The sequence below is a fragment of the Castellaniella defragrans 65Phen genome, from assembly GCF_000612685.1.
In the GTDB taxonomy this organism is placed as follows: Bacteria; Pseudomonadota; Gammaproteobacteria; order Burkholderiales; family Burkholderiaceae_B; genus Castellaniella; species Castellaniella defragrans.
In genome coordinates, this window is sequence record NZ_HG916765.1 from 493970 (window position 1) to 513534 (window position 19565).

Here is a 19565-nt window from a genome sequence, read left to right on the forward strand (position 1 = left end):
GCCCGTTTTCCCCTTGTCTGTTCTTGATCGGAGTGTCGGATGAACGACCATCCCCTGCTGCATGCCGTCCGGACCTACGCGCGCGAGTTCATCGACCTGCGCCGGGACATCCACGGCCATCCGGAGCTGTCCTTCGGCGAGCACCGCACCGCCGAGCTGGTGGCGTCGCGGCTGAAGTCATGGGGCTACGAGGTCGAATGCGGCCTGGGCGGCACCGGCGTGGTGGGGCGGCTGCGCAAGGGCAGCGGCCGGCGCGCGCTGGGCCTGCGCGCCGACATGGACGCCCTGCCGATCCAGGAGGCGACCGGCCTGCCGTACGCCAGCCGGAATCCCGGCGTGATGCACGCCTGCGGCCATGACGGACATACCGCCATGCTGCTGTGCGCGGCCCGCGTGCTGGCCGAGTCGGGCGGGTTTTCCGGGACGCTGAACCTGATCTTCCAGCCGGCCGAGGAGTACGGCACGGACGACAGCGGGGCCGTGCGCATGATGGCCGACGGCCTGTTCCAGAAATATCCGTGCGACGCCATTTTCGCCATGCACAACATGCCGGGCTGGCCGCGCGGGCGGCTGGTGTTCCGCGAAGGGGCCATGATGGCCTCGTCCGACAAGGTCTGCATCACCCTCGAAGGCTGCGGCGGCCATGGCGCCCTGCCGCACAAGGCCGCCGATCCGGTGGTGGCGGCGGCCAGCCTGGTGATGGCGCTGCAGACCGTGGTGTCGCGCAACGTGGACCCCCAGGACACCGCCGTGGTGACGGTGGGGGTGCTGCGCGCCGGCCACGCCAACAACGTGATCCCGCAGAGCGCGCGCCTGGAGCTCAGCGTGCGCACGCTCGATCCCGAGGTCCGCCGGCTGGTCGAGCAGCGCATCGAGGCGCTGGTCCACGCCCAGGCGCAGAGCTTCGGCGTGACCGCGAGGATCGACTACCGGCGCGGCTACGCCGTGCTGGTCAACAGCTGCGCGGAAACCGAGTTCGCGCGCCTGATCGGCGAGGAGCTGCTGGGGGCCGACCGGATCGAGCGCCAGGGGCCGGCCCTGACCGGCAGCGAGGACTTCGCCTACATGCTGGAAAAGCGCCCGGGCAGCTACCTGCTGATCGGCAACGGCGAAGGGGACGAGGCCGGCGCCTGCATGGTGCACAACCCGGGCTACGACTTCAACGACGAGAATCTCGCCATCGGCGCCGCCTACTGGGTGCTGCTGGCGCGCCGGTTCCTGGCCTGAGCGCCGGACGGCGCGGCCGTGCGGGCCGGCCGGGGTGCCCGCGTCCTGGCCCCGGGACCGCGCCGGCCGTGGGACCGCGCCGGCCGTGGGATCGTGCCGATTCCAGTCTCGCGTCAATCTTCCGTCTTGCGGCGCGCCCGGGGGTGCGCCTGGTCGTAGCTGGCGGCCAGGTGCTGGAAGTCCAGCCGGGTGTAGATCTGCGTCGTGGAAATGTTGGCGTGGCCGAGCAGTTCCTGGACGGCGCGCAGGTCCTGGGCGGATTGCAGCAGGTGGCTGGCGAAGCTGTGCCGCAGGCTGTGCGGATGCACGTGCAGCGGCAGGCCGACGCGCTGCGCCAGGGCCTGCAGGCGCAGCTGCACCACGCGCGGACCGATGCGCTGGCCGCGTTCGCCCAGGAACAGCGCGGCCCGCGCGTCCTCGTCGGAGCGGGGGCCGAGCAGCGCGTCGCGGACTTCCAGCCAGGCCCGCAGGGCGGCCAGGGCCTGGCGGCCCAGCGGCACGATGCGCGTCTTGCCGCCTTTGCCCCGCACCACGGCCTCGCCCTCGTCGGCCTGGATCCAGCTGTGCGAGACGTGGCCGGGCGTGCGCACCGGCCGCCAGTCCAGGCCGACCAGTTCCGACAGGCGCAGGCCGCCGGAATACAGGATCTCGAACATGGCCATGTCGCGCCGCTCGACCGGGGTTTCGGCGGGCGGCAGGTGGCTGCGGTCCAGCAGGGCCTGGGCCTGGTCCACGGACAGGGCCTTGGGCAGGCTGTGCGGGATGCGCGGCGCGCGCACGCCGTGGGCCGGATTGCGCGTCAGGCCGGCGGCGTCCGCCCGCCATTCGTAGTAGCCGCGCCAGGCGGCCAGGGCGCGCGCCAGGCTGCGGGGCTGCAGCCCCGAGGCATGCAGCCGTCCCAGCGCCTGGCGGATGTGGGCCTCGCCCAGCGCGTCCAGCGGCTGGCCGGGAAAGCACTGCCGCAGCGCCCGCAGGTCGCGGCGGTAGGCGGCGATCGTATGGCTGGAATAGCGCTGCTGCGCCCCCAGCTCGGACAGCCAGGCCTCGGCCAGGGCGTCGTCCGGCGCGGTTTCTTCGGGGGTGGGTGCCGCCGGCCGCGCGGCGGGGGCCGCTGCCCCGACGCCGGCGCGCGGGCGCCGGCCTCCGGAACGCGCGTTCATGGCGATCCGCCGCTCAGGCCGCCTCGGGCGCCGTGCGGGCCAGCCGTCCCAGGGCCGCGCCCGCCAGCGAGGCGATCAGCGACAGGAAGGCCGTGCCCATGTCGGGCGTGAAGCGCCCGGCGTCGTCCGAGCCCAGGACCAGCAGGCCGACCGGCGCGGCGCCGTTCAGCGTGCGCAGGGGCAGGATCGCCAGCGAGGCGGGCTCGGACGCCAGCCAGCGGGCGGGCTCCTGGTCCTTGAGCGGGCCGCAGTAGGGCTGCGCCAGGCTCTCGGCGTAGGCGCGGATGCCGGCGTCCACATCCTGGGCGAATTCGCTGTCCGCCAGCGCGGGCAGGTCCCAGACCCGCAGGGCGATGGCGCTCAGGTCGAACTGGTCCGACAGGCTGCGGATGATGTGGGCCGGGATGCGGCTGGCGTCGGGCTCGGCCAGCATGCGCGCGCACCACTGCATGAGCGACTGGTTGATGCGCTCGTTGCCGCCGGCATTGTGCAGCAGCTGCATCAGCCGGTGCTCGTGTTCCTTGACGCGCGCGCGCAGCGTCAGGATCTGCCGCTCGCCCAGCGAGATCGCGCGGGCCTGGTGCGGGTGGGGCACGCTCAGCGAAGCGAAGACGTCGGCGTGCGTCTCGAAGAAATCGGGGTTGCGGCTGAGGTAGTCCGCCACGTCCTGGGCGGTGAATGCGTCCTGTGTCATGTGGGCTTTCCGTCAGTCAAGAAGGCGCGGCCGGTCAGAAGGACGCGACCAGCGCGTCGATGTCGATCCGGCCATGGAATACCGTGGTCGCCGGCCCCTGCATGCGCAGGACCTGGCCGTCCCATTCGATCCGCAGGACTCCGCCGCGCGTGTCCACCCGCACCGGGCTGTCCAGCAGGCCGCGTCGGATGCCGGCCACGGCAGCGGCGCAGGCGCCGGTGCCGCAGGCCAGCGTTTCGCCCGCGCCGCGTTCGTAGACCCGCAGGCGGATGTGGTGGCGGTCGATCACCTGCATGAAGCCCGCATTGACGCGCTGGGCGAAGCGGGGATGGGATTCGATCGCCGGCCCGATCCGGGCGACGGGATGCGCGTCCGCGTCGTCCACCTGGACCACGGCGTGGGGGTTGGAGATCGCCACCAGCGAGCACCAGGCCTCGCCCGCCTCGGGCGGCAGGTCCAGGCGGTACAGGGTGTCGCCGCCGCAGGCGCGGGTTTCCAGGCCGGCGGGATCGAAAGCCAGGTCCGCGGGCGCGAAGGCGGTGCGGCCCATGTCCACGCTCACCTGGCCGTCGTCGGCCTCGTGCAGCACGATCAGCCCCGTGGCGATCTCGGCGCGCAGCGGATTGCGCCGCGACAGGCCCTGCTCGTGCACGAAGCGCACGAAGCAGCGCGCGCCGTTGCCGCAGTGCTCGACCTCGCCGCCGTCGGCATTGAAGATCCGGTAGCGGAAGTCCGCGTCCGGATGCAGGGGGTCTTCGACCAGCAGGATCTGGTCGGCGCCGACGCCGCGATGGCGGTCGGCCAGCGCCCGGACGCGATCGGGCGTGAGTTCGATGGACTGGCGCACGCCGTCCAGGACGACGAAATCGTTGCCCGCGCCGTGCATTTTGGTGAAGTTCCAGATCATCGCAGCATTATCCTCTCAAACACGCCGGGCCGCTCGATGCGCACTGGATCGCGGGGAAGCGTCCCGGCGTGTTTCGATCTGTGCGCTCCTATGAAGCGCAATCAGAACGGCTCCACCGCGAGCAGGGTGTCGACGCGTTTCAATCCACGCGCCCCTGCGGAGCGCGCTTCACACCAAGCCGGCCTTCGTTGTGCTGCCCTACGACGAATACATCAAGCTCACCGGCGGGCAAAAGCCCGCTGGCCGCATCCCCGCCGATCGCACAACGCCTCACGAAGTCATGCGCCTATCCGTGAAGAACGACTGGAGCGTGATTCGCGCCTGGCGTGAGCATCTGGGCCTGACGCAAACCGAAATGGCGCGACGCCTGGAGATTCGCCAGCCAAGCTATGCTGCAATGGAAGCGCCAGACGCCAAGCCCAAGAAAGCGATCCGGGAGCGCATTGCCGCTGCGATGGGTGTCACGCTGGAGCAACTGGACTTCTGACGCCCCTGGGAAGGGCAATATAGGATCGCCCTCCCTCGTCTCGGTGATCCCCCGATAGGTCGTATTGGCGCTCTTGACCATGCGGGCCTGGACTTTCTCATACTCGTCGGCGCTTTCCAGGTCATATCCGCACGCCCTCACCGACCGGACAAAGGCGGCAAACACCATGTCCCGCCCAAAGGGAAACCTCTGCGTCGAAATCTGATTCGCAGCGCCCATCGTCACCACCCCCGTATCAAAAAGGCACAGAGGATAGTCGCGCATGAAGAACGAGGGCGGCGCGAATACGCCGCCCTTCCCTGTGATCAGCCTGCGCCTGTTACATGGCCCCAGGCGCAGACGCAGGCCCCGCCGAAGCCGCCGACCCGGCGCACATTCGACAGTAACCCTCCGAATGCCGCTGAGACAGGAAACGCTCCGGCCATCTTGATATAGTGTAATAATTACACTACTATACGCCTATGACGACCTATCCACCACACGACGACTGGCGTATCCGTATCAATGGCAACGAGCACGGCGTTCCTCATGTCCATGTCGAATTTCGCGACGGTAGCCGGGTATCGGTGTCCATCGAAACGTGCCGAGTCCTGGCGGGTGGCGTCACCCCGGCAAAGCGACTGATTCCTGCTCTCGAAGACATTCAGGAAAACACCACGAAATACATGACCGAATACCGGAGGCTGAATCCATGAAAACCCCACCGAACATCAAGGACGCCCGCATCGTCGGCCCCTTGACCGTAGAGATCGACTGGAGCACCGGTGAAACCCTGCGCGTCGATCTGTCCGATCTCGCCAACCCACCCTTCGATGCGCTGCGAAACGACGAGTTCTTCGCAAAGATGCAACGCGACGACTGGGGCCACGGCCTGGACTGGCCAGATGGGCTCGATATGGGCGCCGACCGCCTGTACGAGCTTGGCCGAGAACAAGCCGGGCTGCCCACGGCGTCGGAGTTCAACGCCTGGATGCAACGCAATGACCTATCACTGAGCGGTGCCGCCGAAACACTGGGCATGACCCGGCGCATGATCGCCCACTACCGCACCGGCAGCAAGCCAATCCCCAAGGTGGTCGGGCTGGCATGTAAATGGCTTGAGGTTGAGCGAAGCAAAAACCATGCTCCCAAGGGTGGGCATGCCTGACATCCACAGGTTTCAATCCACGCGCCCCTGCGGAGCGCGATCTGGCCGACTTGAGTTTGTCCGAGACATTGTTTGCATCGCGGCCGGACCGCATGACCTTGCATTTCCCTCAGAAGACGTTACCATTTTTCATATGATGTAACGTCCATGAGGATGGGTCAATAGAACCCCTTCTCCCCCTCCGGCCGCGTCTTGAACCTCCGGTGCACCCAGTAGTACTGCGCCGGATCGCGGCGGACCTCGTCCTCGATCAGGGTGTTCAGGCGGGCGGTGGCGGCCTCGGGGCCGTCGTCGCCGGGGAAGTCCTCCACGGGCGGGCCGACGTCCACCCGGTAGCGGCCCGTCTCGGGATCCAGGCGGCTGATGACCGGCACCACCACGGCGTCCCAGGCGGCGGCGATCTGCGCGGCCGACAGCAGGGTGGCGGCGGGCACGCCGAAGAAGGGAATGAAGGCGCTGCCCTGGCGGCCGAAGTCCATGTCCGGCAGGTAGTACACGGGGATGCCCTTGCGCAGGTGCCGGATCAGGCCGCGCACGCCGTCGTGGCGGCTGACCAGGTGCACCTGGTTGAAGCGCCCGCGCCCCAGGCGCACGATCTCGTCCACGTCGGCGTCGCTCTGGCGCGTGTACAGCGTGGCCGACTCCTTCAGGAACAGGGTCAGGCGCGTGGCCGCGGCGTCCAGGGCGATGAAGTGCGGCGCGAACATCAGGATGCGGCGCCCCTGGTCCAGCAGCGCCTGCAGGTGGTGCTCGCCGTGCAGTTCCACCGTGTTCATGATGCGCTCGGGCGCGCCGAACCAGCACAGGCCCCGGTCGACGAAGGACTGGGCCAGCAGACGGAAATGGCGGCGCGCCAGGGCGTCGCGCTCGGACGGCGACAGGCCGGGAAAGCAGCGTTCCAGGTTCACCCGGACGATGTGGGCGCGCGAGCGCAGCAGGCGGGGCGTGAGCCACCCCAGGAAGCGTCCCCAGCGCAGCCGCGCGGCGGTGGAGCAGCGGCCGAAATGGCCCAGGACGGCGCGCAGCAGGGGTTTTTTATCGAAAGCCATGGTCGGGAAAGCGGGGAAGGGCGGCGGCGCGGGCCGCACGCTCAGGCCGGTTCATGGGGCGCCGGCGCGGATTCGCCGGGGTGGGGCGGCGCATCGTCCGGCTGCTTGTAGCGGTTGTAGCTCCACAGGTACTGCTCCGGGAAGCGCCGGATCAGGGCCTCCATCGCCTGGTTGATGGCGGCGGCCAGCGCAGTGGGGTCGTCGGGCAGCGGCTCGGACAGGCGCAGGTAGTGGATGCGCCAGCCGCGCCCGCCCGGCAGGCGCTCGCCGGCGGTCAGGATCACGGCCACGCCTGTCTGCAGGGCGAGGCGCGCGGCCAGGGTCATGGTCAGGGCGTGGCGGCCGAAGAAGGGCAGCCAGACGCCGTCGCCTTCGCGTGGCACCTGGTCGGGCAGCATGCCCACGGCCTCGCCGCGCTTGAGGGCGCGCACGAATTCGCGCACGCCGTTGCGGTTGGCCGGCACGGCGCGCAGATTGTGCATGTCGCGCGCGGATTCGACGATGGGGTCCAGCAGCGGGCTGCGCGAAGGGCGGAACATCACCGTCAGCGGGCCGTATTGCGTCAGGTGGCGCGCGGTGATCTCGAAGCAGCCCAGGTGGGGTGTCAGGTACAGCACGCCCCGGCCTTCGGCCAGGGCCTCGCGCACCACGGATTCCTGGTCGCCGCCCGTCAGGGCCAGGCACTGCGGCGTGCGCCACCAGACCTTGGGGATCTCCAGGATCATGGCGCCGGATTCGGCGGCCGCGCGGCGGGCGAAGGCGGGGTCGGCATAGCCCGCCTGGGCGGCGTTAGCCCGCAGGCGGCGGCGGTAGCGGCCGGGGAACAGGTAGACGGCCGTGCCGAGCAGCCGGCCGATGGCCTGGAGCCAGGACAGGGGCAGCGCGGCCAGCAGGCGGACGAGGGACAGCGGCATGAAATGGAGAGGCGGTCTGGCTCCGGCGCGCCGCCCGGTCCGCGGATGCGCGGGCCGGGCAAACACCACACCGGGGAATATGCTTTCTTTCGGACGGTTTCCATTTTCGCTTAAAATGGCCGGGATCGCTGAGTTAACCGACAACTTGCGGAGCGATCACCCGGCGGCCCGATCCGGCCGGGCTCATTTCCGCTAAAGCGTCGCGCCCCGATATCCTGAAGAGGTGCAACGCGTTTCGTTCAACCTCGCGCCGGCGGACCCCGGCGTTTTTACAGGACGCATCGCTGTGGCAAACAACGATTTTCTCTTTACCTCCGAATCCGTTTCCGAAGGGCACCCCGACAAGGTCGCCGACCAGATCTCCGACGCCATCCTCGATGCGCTGCTCGAACAGGACCCGAATTCCCGCGTCGCCGCCGAAACCCTCTGCAACACCGGCCTGGTCGTGCTGGCCGGCGAGATCACCTCGACCGCCAACGTGGATTACATCCAGGTCGCGCGCGACACGATCCGCCGCATCGGCTACGACAACACCGACTACGGCATCGACTACAAGGGCTGCGCGGTGCTGGTCGCCTACGACAAGCAGTCCCCCGACATCGCCCAGGGCGTGGACCGCTCGCCGGAAGAAATCCTGAACCAGGGCGCCGGCGACCAGGGCCTGATGTTCGGCTACGCCTGCGACGAAACCCCCGACCTGATGCCCGCGCCGATCTGGTACGCGCACCGCATCGTGCAGCGCCAGGCCGAACTGCGCAAGGACGGCCGCCTGCCGTGGCTGCGCCCGGACGCGAAATCGCAGGTCACCTTCCGCTACGTCGACGGCAAGCCGGCCGAGGTCGATACCGTGGTGCTGTCCACCCAGCACCATCCCGACATCTCCCAGGCCGAGATCCGCGACGCCGCCATCGAGCACATCATCCGCCCGGTCTTCGCCGACGGCCTGCTCACGGACAAGACCCGGTTCCTGATCAATCCCACCGGCAAGTTCGTCATCGGCGGGCCGCAGGGCGACTGCGGCCTGACGGGCCGCAAGATCATCGTCGACACCTACGGCGGCGCCTGCCCGCACGGCGGCGGCGCGTTCTCCGGCAAGGACCCGTCCAAGGTCGACCGGTCCGCCGCCTACGCCGCGCGCTACGTGGCCAAGAACATCGTCGCCGCCGGCCTGGCGCGCCAGTGCCAGGTGCAGGTCAGCTACGCCATCGGGGTGGCCGAGCCGATCAACATCACGGTCTACACCGAAGGCACGGGCGTGATCCCCGACGAGCAGATCGCGCGCCTGGTGCGCGAGCACTTCGACCTGCGCCCCAAGGGCATCATCAACATGCTCGACCTGCTGCGCCCCATCTATTCCAAGTCCGCCGCCTACGGCCATTTCGGCCGCAGCGAGCCGGAATTCAGCTGGGAAGCCACCGACAAGGTGCAGATCCTGAAAGCCGCGGCCTGAGGACGGCGGCCGGCAGTACGGTTCGCGGCACACGGCCCGCACGGCCCGCTCCGGCGGGCCGTTTTCCTGGGTGCGCCCGGCGCATCTCCGCGCCGGGGCGGCCGCCCCTCCCTCGGGACGCGGACGGCTCGGGCGGTCCGGACGGTCGGAGCAATCCCGACTGTTAGGGCGACCCGGGCGGTTCGGAGGATCGGGACGGCCCGGGCGGCTCGAACGCCATCCGCTTCATGAAGGCGCGCAGGATGCGTTCGATGTCCTCGTCGCCCGGCGGGCTGCCCGCCAGCCGGTGCAGCGCACAGCCGTCGCACAGCGCCACGAAGCCGAAGGCCAGGTCTTCCGGACTCATGGACAGCGCCAGCCCGGCGCGTTGCGCGAAGGTCCGGGCGTAGCGGCCCACGGCCTCCAGCAGATCCTCCCGGAAGCGGCGGAAATGCGGCTCGAAGGCCGCGTCCCGCGCCGCGTGCAGCCGCGCCTCCAGCATCAGCGCCAGCCGCTGGGAATCCAGCTGCAGCCGCGCGTAGTGCGCCAGCAGCCGCGATTCCAGCAGGTCCCGGTGCGGCGGGCTTGCCTGGCTTTCGGGGGCGGGCGCGTCCAGCAGCGCCTGCAGTTCCGCCATGATGCGTTCGTGCTCGCACCGCAGCAGCGTCAGGAAGATGCCCGTCTTGTCCCGGAAATTGGAATAGAAGGCGCCCCGGGTGTAGCCGGCCTCCAGCGCGATCTGCTCGACGCTGGTGGCCGCGTAGCCCTGCGCGGCGAACAGGGTGCGCGCTGCGTCGAGCAGCCGCTGCCGGGTCTGTGCCCGGCTCTGCTCGCGGGTCAGGCGGATTTTCGTCTTCATGATGTCCGGATTGTAGGAACAAACCGTGGGTCCGCGCATGCGCGGATCCGGGCGCGCCTGCATCCCCGTGTCCGCATCCCGCCCCGGCCTCTGCGCTTCGGCGTCCGCGCTCCGGCCCCCGCGCTCCGGCACCTACCCGTCGGCTCCTGCGCTTCAAATACATCAATGTATTTGAATTCGATATTGTATTGAAATAAACTCCCCGTCGGCATGACGGCCGGCGAGCGCGCGGGCCGGGGCCGTTCGCCGGGTTGCCCGGCCGTCGCTCGCTGGGACGCACATGAAAGACATCCTCGCCCGTCCGCCGTACCGTCTGGTCCTGATCGCCGTCTGCGCGGCCCTGTCCGCCTGCGGCGCGCGCGAGCAGGCCGAGCCGCCGCCGCGTCCGGCGCCGACGGTCGAGGTCCGGCCCGATGCGGACCCCGCCGTCTGGACCGCGCCGGGCGTGATCGCCGCGCCCGAATCCATGCCGCTGTCGTTCCGGCAGGCGGGGCTGATCCTGCAGCGCCACGCGGGGCTGGGCGACGCCGTGCGCGCCGGGCAGCTCCTGGCGGAACTCGATCCCGAACTCTGGCGCCAGAACCTGGCGGCGGCCCAGGCCGCCCATCAGGCCGCGCGCGAAGCGCTGGACGTGGCCGAGCGGCAGGGGCGGCGCGACCAGGCCCAGGGGCGCGAGGGGCTGATCGCCCAGGCCCAGGCGGAACAGACGCGCGCCCAGCTGGCCCAGGCGCGGGCGCAGTACGAACAGGCCCGCCAGGCCCTGGCGCGGGCGCGCGACCAGATGGCCTACACGCGGCTGGCCGCCGGCCACGACGGCGTGATCGTCGCCGAGCAGGCCGGGACGGGCCAGAACGTCGCGGCGGGCCAGCCCGTGTACACCCTGGCCTGGGGAGACGGCCTGGAGGCCGTCGCCGACCTGCCCGCACGCCGCGTGGCGGGGATCGGGCCTGGCCAGGCGGCCGAGGTCGAGCCGATGGCGCTTCCGGGCGTGCGGCTGCCCGCCCGCGTGCGGGAAGTCGCCCGGGCCGCCGATCCGGCGAGCCTCGGTTTCCGGGTGAAGCTGCGGCTCGACGCGGCGGACCCGGCGCTGCGCCTGGGGATGACGGCCACGGTCCGCTTCCGGGCGCCCGCGGCCGGCGCGCCCCGCTACACCCTGCCCGCCACGGCGCTGTTCCATCGGGGAGACGGGCCGGCGGTCTGGGTCGTGGGCGCCGGGGGCGCGCTGGCCCTGCGGCCGGTCGAGGTCGCCGCCTATGGCGCCGACACCGTGACGGTCGCGGCCGGCATCGAGCCCGGCCAGATCGTGCTCGCCCAGGGTGCGCACACGGTGTCCGAAGGCCAGCGCGTCCAGGCCGTGCCCTACCGGCCCCATGCCGCCGCGCCGGCCGGAGGCGGCCGGTGAGCGGGCCGTCCGGGGCCCATCCGGCGGACGGGGGATTCAACCTGTCGCGCTGGGCGATCCTGCATCGCTCGCTGGTGATCTACCTGATCGCGGTCATGGTGGTGGCCGGCACGCTGGCGGGCCTGCGCCTGGCGCAGTCCGAGGATCCGCCCTTCACCTTCCGCGTCATGGTGGTCCAGACCCTGTGGCCCGGCGCCACGGCCGAGCAGGTGCGCGAGCAGGTCACCGACCGCATCGAACGCAAGCTGCAGGAAATGCCGCACCGCGACTACACCGCCAGCTATTCGCGGCCGGGCCAGTCCACGATCTTCTATTTCATGAGCGAGGCCGTGGATGCCCGCAAGGTGCCCGACGAGTGGTACCAGGTGCGCAAGAAGATCGGCGACCTGGCCGCCGAACTGCCCGCCGGCGTGGCCGGGCCGTTCTTCGACGACGAATTCGGCGACGTGTACACCAACATCTACGCGCTGGCGGGCGACGGCTACACGCCGGCGCAGCTGCGCGACCAGGCCGACATCCTGCGCACCGTGCTGCTGCGGGTGCCGGGCGTGGCCAAGGTCGATTATTTCGGCGACCAGGAAGAGCGCATCGAGGTCCGCATTCCCAACGCCGTGATGGCGCAATCGGGCCTGACGCCCGCGCGCATCAGTCAGGCGATCGCCGCGCGCAACGCCGTGGCCGACCCCGGCGTGGTATCCACCGCGTCCGACCGGCTGTACGTGCGTCCCACCGGGCAGTTTCACAGCCTGGAGGACCTGGCCGACACGCTGGTGCCCGCCGGCGACCGGCTGGTGCGCCTGGGCGACATCGCCGAGATCCGGCGCGGCGCGGCGCAGCCGCCGTCCACGCAGATGCGGCATGCCGGGCGGCCGGTGCTGGGCATCGGCGTGACCGCCGCCGAAGGCTACGACGTGGTGGACCTGGGGCGGCAGCTGCGCGACGCGGTGGCCGGCCTGCGGGAGCGGCTGCCGACCGGCCTGTCGCTGGAAGAAGTCGCCAGCATGCCCGACGCCGTGACGGCCTCGGTCGACGAATTCCTGCGCGCCGTGGGCGAGGCCGTGGCCATCGTGCTGCTGGTCAGCCTGGTGTCGCTGGGACTGCGCACCGGCATGGTGGTGGTGATCTCGATCCCCGTGGTGCTGGCGCTGACGGCGCTGGCCATGGACTGGATGGGCATCGGGCTGCACAAGGTGTCCCTGGGGACCCTGATCCTGGCGCTGGGCCTGCTGGTGGACGACGCCATCATCGCGGTCGAGATGATGGCCGTGAAGCTGGAGCAGGGCTGGGACCGGCTGAGCGCGGCGGCCTTCGCCTACACCAGCACGGCGTTTCCCATGCTGACGGGCACCCTGGTCACGGTCGCGGGCTTCCTGCCGATCGCCCTGGCGCGCTCGAACACCGGGGAATACACGCGCTCGATCTTCCAGGTGTCGGCCATCTCGCTGCTGGTGTCCTGGCTGGCCGCCGTGATCCTGATCCCGCTGCTGGGCCACGCCCTGCTGCGGCCGCACGCGCATCCCGCGCCGGCGGACGGCGCCGCGGCGCGCGACCTCTACGATTCGCCCTTCTACCGCCGGCTGCGGCGCTGGCTGCATGCCTGTGTGCGCCGCCGCGGCGGCGTCGTCGCCGTGACGCTGGCGCTGTTCGTGGCCGCGCTGGCGGCCTTCCGGCTGGTGCCGCAGCAGTTCTTCCCCGACTCGGCCCGGCCGGAGCTGCTGGTGGACCTGCGGCTGCGCGAAAGCGCCTCGTTCGAGGCGACGCTGGCGCAGGCGAAGCGCCTGGAGGCGCTGCTGGACGGACGCGCCGAGGTGGCGCGCGCCGTGGGCTTCGTGGGCACCGGCGCGCCGCGCTTCTACCTGCCGCTGGACGAGCAGCTGCCGTCGCCGAACTTCGCGCAGTATGTCGTCACGGCGAAGTCCATCGAGGACCGGGAAGCGCTCAAGCCCTGGCTGGAATCGGCGCTGCGCACGGAATTCCCGGCCGTGCGTGGGCGGGTGTCGCGCCTGGAGTCGGGTCCGCCCGTCGGCTTCCCGGTCCAGTTCCGCGTCAGCGGCGACGACGTCCCGCGCGTGCGCCAGGCGGCGGAGGCCGTGGCGGCCGTGCTGCGCGCCGATCCCCGCGCCCGCAACACGCAGTTCGACTGGGACGAGCCCTCGGCGCGCGTGTCGCATTTCGAGGTCGATCAGCAGGCCGCGCAGCGGCTGGGCATCGCCTCGCGCGACGTCGCGGATTTCCTCGCCATGACCCTGTCGGGCCGGCCCGTGTCGCAGTACCGCGAGGGCGACCGCCTGATCCGCATCGACCTGCGCGCGCCCGAGCCCGAGCGCGGCGATCCCGCGGCCCTGGCGCATCTGGCCCTGCCCTCGCCGCGCGGCGCCGTACCCCTGGAGGCGCTGGGCGGGATGCGCGAGGGGCTGGAGCACGCCATCGTCTGGGAGCGCGACCGGCAGCCCACGATCACCGTGCGCGCCGAGGTGGCGCCGGGCGTCGAAGGCATCGACCTGACGCGGGCCGTGGACGCGCGGCTCGCCGACATCCGCGCCGGCCTGCCGGTCGGCTACCGCATCGAGGTCGGCGGCGCGGTGGAAAGCAGCGCCAAGGCGCAGGCGTCGATCAACGCCCAGACTCCGGTGCTGGTCGTGGCCGTGCTGACCCTGCTGATGATCCAGCTGCAGCGCTTCTCCCGGGTGGTGCTGGTGGTCCTGACCGCGCCGCTGGGGCTGATCGGCGTGGTCCTCGCGCTGCTGATCTTCGGCAAGCCCTTCGGCTTCGTCGCCCTGCTGGGCGTGATCGCCATGTTCGGCATCATCATGCGCAATTCGGTGATCCTGGTGGACCAGATCGAGCAGGACATCGCGGCCGGCCATCGCCGCATCGACGCCATCGTGGACGCGACCGTGCGGCGCTTCCGCCCCATCACGCTGACGGCGGCGGCCGCCGTGCTGGCGCTGATCCCGCTGCTGCGCAGCGACTTCTTCGGCCCCATGGCCACCGCCCTGATGGGCGGCATCACCAGCGCCACCGTGCTCACGGTCTTCGTGCTGCCGGCCCTGTACGCGCTGATGTTCCGGGTCCGGGACGGGGATGAGGGCGGGGACGCGGGCCGCCCCGCGGGAGAAGCGCCATGAACGGCCGGCTGACGAGGGCGGCGGCCGTGCTGGGCCTGGCGTCGAGCCTGGGCCTGGCGGGCTGCGCCCTGGGGCCTTCGGGGCGGCCGCCGGCCGTGCCCGAACCGGCGCGCTACGTCGCGGGCCCGCCGCCGGATGCCGCGCCGGCGGACGGTCCCGAACTGGTGGCGGCGCAGGCGCCCGAGGCGTCCTGGTGGACGACGTTCGGCGCGCCCGAGCTGGATGCGCTGGTGGCCGAAGCGCGCGCGGCCAATCCCGACCTGGCCGCCGCGCGCGGGCGTCTGGAGGCGGCGCGCGAGGTCCTGCGGGCGCAGGTCGGCGCCACGGAACTGCCCTCGGTCGACCTGGGCGCCCAGGCGGCGCGCCAGCGCGCGCTCGGCCTGCCGCTGGAACTGCCGCCGCCCCTGCCCGAGCTGCCCCGCACCTCGCTCTACGACACCTTCGTCGGCCAGGCCCAGGTCCGCTACACCTTCGACCTGTTCGGCTCGATCCGCGAGCGCAACCGAGCCCTGGCCGAGCGGGTGGAGCAGCGTGCGGCCCAGTGGCGCGCCGCCCGCGAAGCGCTGGCGGCGAACGTGGTGTCCGGCGCGCTGACCCTGTCCGTGCTGCAGGCGCGCCTGCGCATCCTGGCGTCCGTGGCCGACGGCCTGCGGCGCGACGCGGCGGAGTCCGCCCGCCGCCAGGCCCTGGGCGCCGCGCCGCGCGCCGCCGTGTTGGACGCGCGCCGCCAGGCCGAGGCCGTGGCGGCGCAGATCCCGGGCCTGCGGGCGCAGGCGCTCACGCTCCGGCATGCCCTGGCCGTGCTGCTCGGGCGCACGCCCGACCGGGCGCCCGAGGCCATCCCCTTCGAGCGGCTGCGCCTGCCCGCGCGCATCCCCGTGCTGGTGCCTTCCGCGCTGCTGGCCGCGCGGCCCGACGTCCAGGCGGCGCGGGCGGCGCTCGCCGCGGCGGCCCACGACGCGGGCGCGGCGCGCGCCGACCTGTTCCCCAGCCTGACGCTGACGGCGGCCATGGGGCGCGGCGGCTACGACTGGCCGGCCGCGCTGTCGCCCGAGGGCGCCCTGTGGAGCCTCGCGGGCGGCCTGACGGCGCCGCTGTTCCATGGCGGCGCCCTGCGGGCGCAGCAGCGCGCCAGCCTGCGCGCCTACGCGGCGGCCGAGGACGATTACCGGAGCACGGTGCTGGCCGCCTTCCGCGAGGTGGCCGATGCGCTGGCCTCGCTGGAGCAGGCGGGCGCCGCGCAGGCCGCCGGGGACGCGGCCGCCGGGGCGGCCCGGGGCGCCGCCGCCGATGCCGCCCGGCGCGCGGCGCTGGGCGCGGTGCCGCCGTCGGCCGCCCGCGCGGCCGGCCGCCAGGCGGAGCTGGCGGAACTGGACGCCCTGGACGTGCGCGCGCAGCGGCTGCTGGAGGCCGCGCGCCTCTTCCACGCCATGGGCGCGGCGCCGTCCGCGGCGCCGTGAGGCGGGCGGCGGGGCCGCGGCCCGTGGGCGCGCCGGACGGCCCCTAGCGCCTGATTCCCGCCAGCGCCGCGAGCAGCAGCGCGGCGCAGAGATTGTGCGCCAGGATCAGCGCCAGCGGCGGAGCGGGCGCCGTGAGCGCCAGCCCCAGTATCGCCAGCAGCACGGGCAGGACCGCCAGCGCGGCGGCGAGGGCGCGGCCGCCCTGGCGCCGGACGCGCCAGGACAGCGTCAGCAGCAGCGCCACCAGCGCCAGCCCGGTGACGCGGTGCGTCGTCTGCAGCCAGGCGATGTCCGCGCCCATCAGGCTGCCCAGGGCGATCTGCGCCAGCACCAGCAGGATCGCGGGCCGCACCCAGCGCCGCGGCGGCGCCTGGCCGTCCCGGCCGCCCTGGCCGCCGCTTCCCGCGGGCGTGGGCGTGGGCGTCGCGGTGCGCGCCAGCCGCGTGCCCAGGGCGAACAGACAGAAGCCCCCGAGCAGGTTGCCCAGCGTCACGGCCGGGTGCAGCGACGATCCTCCCCAGCGCCCGAGCACCGCGAGAAACAGCGTCAGGCCCAGCATGCCCAGGACCAGCCGGCCTTCGGCCCGCAGGGCGGGGCGCGCGCTCAGGGTGGTCGCCAGCATGGCCAGCACCAGCAGCAGGGTCGCCGAGGCGGTCACGCGGTGCGCCATGCGCACGGCCGGCGAAGGCTCGCGCGCGCCGGCGGGCGGCTGCGCGCGCGGCGCCTGCGACAGCGAGTCCTGGCACTGGGGCCAGGGCTCGCAGGCCGGAGCGGTGCGGGTCAGGCGGATGTGGGCGCTCAGGCCGATGATGACGAGCACCAGCACGGCGCAGGTCCAGGCCATGCCGCGCAGCAGCATCAGCCGGCCGGCCGGGCGGGAAGGCGTGCGGCCTGGGAGGGGGGCAAGTTCGCTCATTCCTGCGGCTTCTCGAATGGGGATGGGGATGTTCCGGCGCCGCGGGCGCCGGCCTTTTCGGGCGTCCTCGGACGGGCCGTGCGGCATTTTCACATCCTTTGGCGGCGCGCCGGCGGACTATTTGCGTAAAACCCCGGGCTCATCCCTGAAAATTGATCTGGATCATGGCGCCGGTTTCTGCGGGTCCGGACAATCACAACACTCTGAAATAGATTTGTACCGGGCTTCCATTCCATCCCCCAATAAAAAGCCCCGGGAGGTTTCACGAGAGGAGAACAGCCATGGATCACCATGACGACGAAGACGAAAAAGTGCCGCTCATCCAGCAATTGCTGGACAGCCCCTTTCTATTGCTGTTTCTAGGTGTGGTCATCCCCATGGTCATCTACAACCTATGGGGCTTCATCGACATCCTGACGATTCCCGCAGCCAAATAAGGAAGCACCATGAGCGCAATCCTGCCCCCCTCGGAACGGCTGTGGTGGAAGCACCCGCTCGACCGCCTCGAAGCCACCTGGATCATCATCGCCTTCATCTGGTGCATGATCATGTTCTTCATGATGGTGTTCTGGCACGTCTACGGCAAGCAGAACCTGGCGACCGAAACCTACAAGACCAATCCCGCGAAATTCATGGCCCAGACGCAGGCCTTCGTGGACAAATGGACGGTCCGCACCGAAACCGAACAGAAAATCCCCGTGGTCGCGCCGCCCGAAGGCTCCGACATCTACCTGATCGCCCGGCTGTGGAGCTGGTGGCCGATCCTGGAACTGGAAAAGGGCAAGACCTACAAGCTGCACCTGACCGCGATGGACTACAACCACGGCTTCTCGCTGCAGCCCGTCAACATGAACATCCAGGTGGTGCCCGGCTACGAGCACGTGATCAAGGTCACGCCGACCGAGTCCGGCACCTTCTCCATCGTGTGCAATGAGTATTGCGGCATCGGCCACCACGAGATGGTGAGCCGCCTGTACGTCAAGTAAAACAGGGATCGACATGGCCACTCATACCACTTATCGCACGTGTCCGCGCTCGGGTCTGCAGTTCGAGGACCAGGCTGAAAAACTCATCAAGATCAACGCCGTCACGGCCATCTTGGCGCTGCTCGTCGGCGGCCTGCTGGCCATCGGCGTGGTGCTCACCCGCTGGCCCGCCGTGCACTGGCTGTCCGCCGACACCTTCTACATGGTGCTCACGGCGCACGGCCTGGACATGCTGATCTACTGGATGATCTTCTTCGAGATCGCGGTACTGTATTTCGCCTCCTCGACCCTGCTGCGCTGCCGCATCGCCACCCCGCGCATCGCCTGGCTCGCCTACGCGCTCATGCTCGTCGGCGCGGTGGTCAACAACATCGCCGTGTTCCGGGGCGATTCCAGCGTGATGATGACCTCCTATGTGCCGATGATGGCCCATTGGTCGTTCTATCTCGGGCTGATCGTGTTCGCCGTCGGCGCGCTGATCGCCTGCGGCGTGTTCTTCGGCACGATGGTCGTCGCCAAGCGGGAAAAGACCTACGAAGGCTCGGTCCCGCTGGTCACGTTCGGCGCCATGACGGCGGCGATCATCGCCGTCTTCACCCTGCTGTCGGGCGCCATCATCCTGATCCCGACCTTCTTCATGTCCATCGGTCTGCTGCAGAACGTCGATCCGCTGGTGTACCGGGTGATCTGGTGGGCGCTGGGCCACTCGTCCCAGCAGATCAACGTGGCGACCCACATCTCGATCTGGTATGCCGTGGCGGCCATCGCCTTCGGCGCCAAGCCCATGTCCGAGCGCGTCAGCCGCGGCGCCTTCCTGCTGTACATCCTGTTCCTGCAGCTCGCCAGCGCCCACCACATCCTGGCCGACCCGGGCGTCAGCACCGAATGGAAGATCGTCAACACCAGCTACTTCATGTATTTCGCCGTGCTGGCCTCGATGATCCACGCCCTGTCGATTCCCGGCGCCATGGAAGTCGCGCAGCGCGCCCGGGGCTTCAACAAGGGCCTGTTTGAATGGCTGCGCAAGGCGCCCTGGGGCAATCCCGTATTCTCCAGCGTCTTCATCTCGCTGGTCGGCTTCGGCTTCCTGGGCGGCATCTCGGGGGTGATGATGGGCACCGAGCAGCTCAACCTGCTCATCCACAACACCATCTACGTGCCCGGCCACTTCCACGCCACCGTCGTCATCGGCTCCACTCTGACCTTCATGGGCCTGACCTACTTCCTGATTCCGGTGCTGTTCCGGCGCGAGATCATCTCGCCCGACCTGGCGCGCATCCAGCCCTACCTCTTCGGCTTCGCGATGTACTTCTTCTGCCTCGTGATGATGGGCGCCGGCACGCTGGGCGTATCCCGCCGCCACTGGGACATGGCCTTCAACGGCCATGCGCTGGCCTACGAATGGCCGGGCGCGGCCTACCTGATGATGGGGCTGGTGGGCATCGGCGGGGTCGTGGCCATCATCGGCGGCGCGCTCTTCGTCTACCTGGTGATCGGCTCCCTGCTGTTCGGCAAGCGGCTCGACACCGGCGCGGTCAGCCCCCATTTCACGCCGGTCCAGCGCGCCGCGCCGACCCTCGCGGCCCAGACCTACGGTTCGGCGGGCTTCGTGGCGCCCGGCACCTTCGTCCTGGCCATGGTCTTCCTGCTGGCCTTCGTGCTCTACTACTTCGTCAACTGGAAGTACCTGAGCCAGCTGTGGGGCCTGAGTTGACGCGCGGGGCGCACCGGGGAAGATAAGTGGGGTCCGGCGGGTCGATTCTCTCCCGCGCATGGCGGGGATTTGCGGCATGCGGTCTG

The 19565-nt window shown here is 70.7% G+C and carries 18 protein-coding genes; 11 read left to right on the forward strand and 7 right to left on the reverse strand.

Going from position 1 to position 19565, the window contains the following annotated elements:
- Positions 1–39 precede the first annotated feature (39 nt).
- The gene (locus BN940_RS02180; protein ID WP_043679666.1) at positions 40–1227 is read left to right on the forward strand and encodes a M20 aminoacylase family protein; all 1188 of its coding nucleotides are present in this window, start codon (positions 40–42) and stop codon (positions 1225–1227) included.
- Between the two features lie 113 nt (positions 1228–1340).
- Here BN940_RS02180 and BN940_RS02185 read toward each other — a convergent pair whose 3' ends face one another.
- From BN940_RS02185 to dapF, 3 genes are read right to left on the reverse strand one after another with little or no spacing between them, the layout of a single operon-like run.
- Complete coding sequence (locus BN940_RS02185) at positions 1341–2387, reverse strand: tyrosine recombinase XerC (RefSeq protein ID WP_052355533.1); 1047 nt, start codon at positions 2385–2387, stop codon at positions 1341–1343.
- A gap of 13 nt (positions 2388–2400) precedes the next feature.
- Entirely contained in the window at positions 2401–3081 is a 681-nt protein-coding gene (locus tag BN940_RS02190) for a DUF484 family protein (protein WP_043679667.1), read from the reverse strand.
- Between the two features lie 34 nt (positions 3082–3115).
- A complete protein-coding gene (gene dapF, locus BN940_RS02195) occupies positions 3116–3988 on the reverse strand; it encodes a diaminopimelate epimerase (protein WP_043679669.1) in 873 nt (290 codons plus the stop codon).
- 190 nt (positions 3989–4178) lie between these two features.
- Between dapF and BN940_RS18190 the strand changes: the two genes are divergently transcribed.
- The 3 genes from BN940_RS18190 (at position 4179) to BN940_RS02205 (ending at position 5622) form a co-directional block, all read left to right on the forward strand.
- The gene (locus BN940_RS18190; RefSeq protein WP_242404252.1) at positions 4179–4475 is read left to right on the forward strand and encodes a helix-turn-helix transcriptional regulator; all 297 of its coding nucleotides are present in this window, start codon (positions 4179–4181) and stop codon (positions 4473–4475) included.
- A 461-nt stretch (positions 4476–4936) separates the two neighbouring features.
- Positions 4937–5170: a DUF4160 domain-containing protein gene (locus tag BN940_RS18195; RefSeq protein WP_084330457.1), complete on the forward strand. Its 234-nt coding sequence runs from the start codon at positions 4937–4939 to the stop codon at positions 5168–5170.
- Positions 5167–5622 carry a DUF2442 domain-containing protein gene (locus BN940_RS02205; protein WP_043679673.1) on the forward strand — a complete coding sequence of 152 codons (456 nt, stop codon included), beginning with the start codon at positions 5167–5169 and terminating at the stop codon, positions 5620–5622. Before BN940_RS18195 ends, BN940_RS02205 begins: the two co-directional genes overlap by 4 nt.
- 158 nt (positions 5623–5780) lie before the next feature.
- On the opposite strand, the gene BN940_RS02210 is transcribed toward BN940_RS02205, so the two are convergent.
- Both BN940_RS02210 and BN940_RS02215 read right to left on the reverse strand, forming a co-directional pair.
- The gene (locus tag BN940_RS02210) at positions 5781–6671 is read right to left on the reverse strand and encodes a lysophospholipid acyltransferase family protein (protein WP_043685548.1); all 891 of its coding nucleotides are present in this window, start codon (positions 6669–6671) and stop codon (positions 5781–5783) included.
- Between the two features lie 41 nt (positions 6672–6712).
- Entirely contained in the window at positions 6713–7585 is an 873-nt protein-coding gene (locus BN940_RS02215) for a lysophospholipid acyltransferase family protein (RefSeq protein WP_043679676.1), read from the reverse strand.
- Between the two features lie 286 nt (positions 7586–7871).
- On the opposite strand from BN940_RS02215, the gene metK reads away from it, so the two are divergent.
- On the forward strand, positions 7872–9035 hold the full coding sequence (metK, locus tag BN940_RS02220) for a methionine adenosyltransferase (RefSeq protein WP_043679679.1): 1164 nt from the start codon (positions 7872–7874) through the stop codon (positions 9033–9035).
- A 163-nt stretch (positions 9036–9198) separates the two neighbouring features.
- Here the strand turns inward: metK and BN940_RS02225 are convergent, their stop codons facing one another.
- The gene (locus BN940_RS02225) at positions 9199–9873 is read right to left on the reverse strand and encodes a TetR/AcrR family transcriptional regulator (protein ID WP_043685550.1); all 675 of its coding nucleotides are present in this window, start codon (positions 9871–9873) and stop codon (positions 9199–9201) included.
- Positions 9874–10153: 280 nt separating this feature from the next.
- Between BN940_RS02225 and BN940_RS02230 the strand changes: the two genes are divergently transcribed.
- Genes BN940_RS02230 through BN940_RS02240 form a run of 3 tightly spaced genes read left to right on the forward strand, consistent with a single transcriptional unit; the run spans position 10154 to position 15863 of the window.
- Positions 10154–11275, forward strand: coding sequence for an efflux RND transporter periplasmic adaptor subunit (locus BN940_RS02230; protein WP_052355535.1), 1122 nt, complete (start codon positions 10154–10156; stop codon positions 11273–11275).
- Entirely contained in the window at positions 11272–14403 is a 3132-nt protein-coding gene (locus tag BN940_RS02235) for an efflux RND transporter permease subunit (RefSeq protein WP_052355536.1), read from the forward strand. The genes BN940_RS02230 and BN940_RS02235 overlap by 4 nt, the downstream gene beginning before the upstream one ends.
- A complete protein-coding gene (locus tag BN940_RS02240; protein ID WP_043679682.1) occupies positions 14400–15863 on the forward strand; it encodes an efflux transporter outer membrane subunit in 1464 nt (487 codons plus the stop codon). The genes BN940_RS02235 and BN940_RS02240 overlap by 4 nt, the downstream gene beginning before the upstream one ends.
- A 43-nt stretch (positions 15864–15906) precedes the next feature.
- Here the strand turns inward: BN940_RS02240 and BN940_RS02245 are convergent, their stop codons facing one another.
- Positions 15907–16779, reverse strand: coding sequence for a COX15/CtaA family protein (locus tag BN940_RS02245; protein ID WP_052355537.1), 873 nt, complete (start codon positions 16777–16779; stop codon positions 15907–15909).
- A 281-nt stretch (positions 16780–17060) separates the two neighbouring features.
- On the opposite strand from BN940_RS02245, the gene BN940_RS19375 reads away from it, so the two are divergent.
- The 3 genes from BN940_RS19375 to BN940_RS02255 are packed head-to-tail and all read left to right on the forward strand — an operon-like array spanning position 17061 to position 19479.
- Positions 17061–17216, forward strand: coding sequence for a hypothetical protein (locus BN940_RS19375; RefSeq protein WP_170288503.1), 156 nt, complete (start codon positions 17061–17063; stop codon positions 17214–17216).
- A gap of 9 nt (positions 17217–17225) precedes the next feature.
- A complete protein-coding gene (locus BN940_RS02250) occupies positions 17226–17765 on the forward strand; it encodes a cupredoxin domain-containing protein (RefSeq protein WP_043679684.1) in 540 nt (179 codons plus the stop codon).
- A 13-nt stretch (positions 17766–17778) separates the two neighbouring features.
- A complete protein-coding gene (locus BN940_RS02255; protein ID WP_043679686.1) occupies positions 17779–19479 on the forward strand; it encodes a cbb3-type cytochrome c oxidase subunit I in 1701 nt (566 codons plus the stop codon).
- Positions 19480–19565 lie beyond the last annotated feature (86 nt).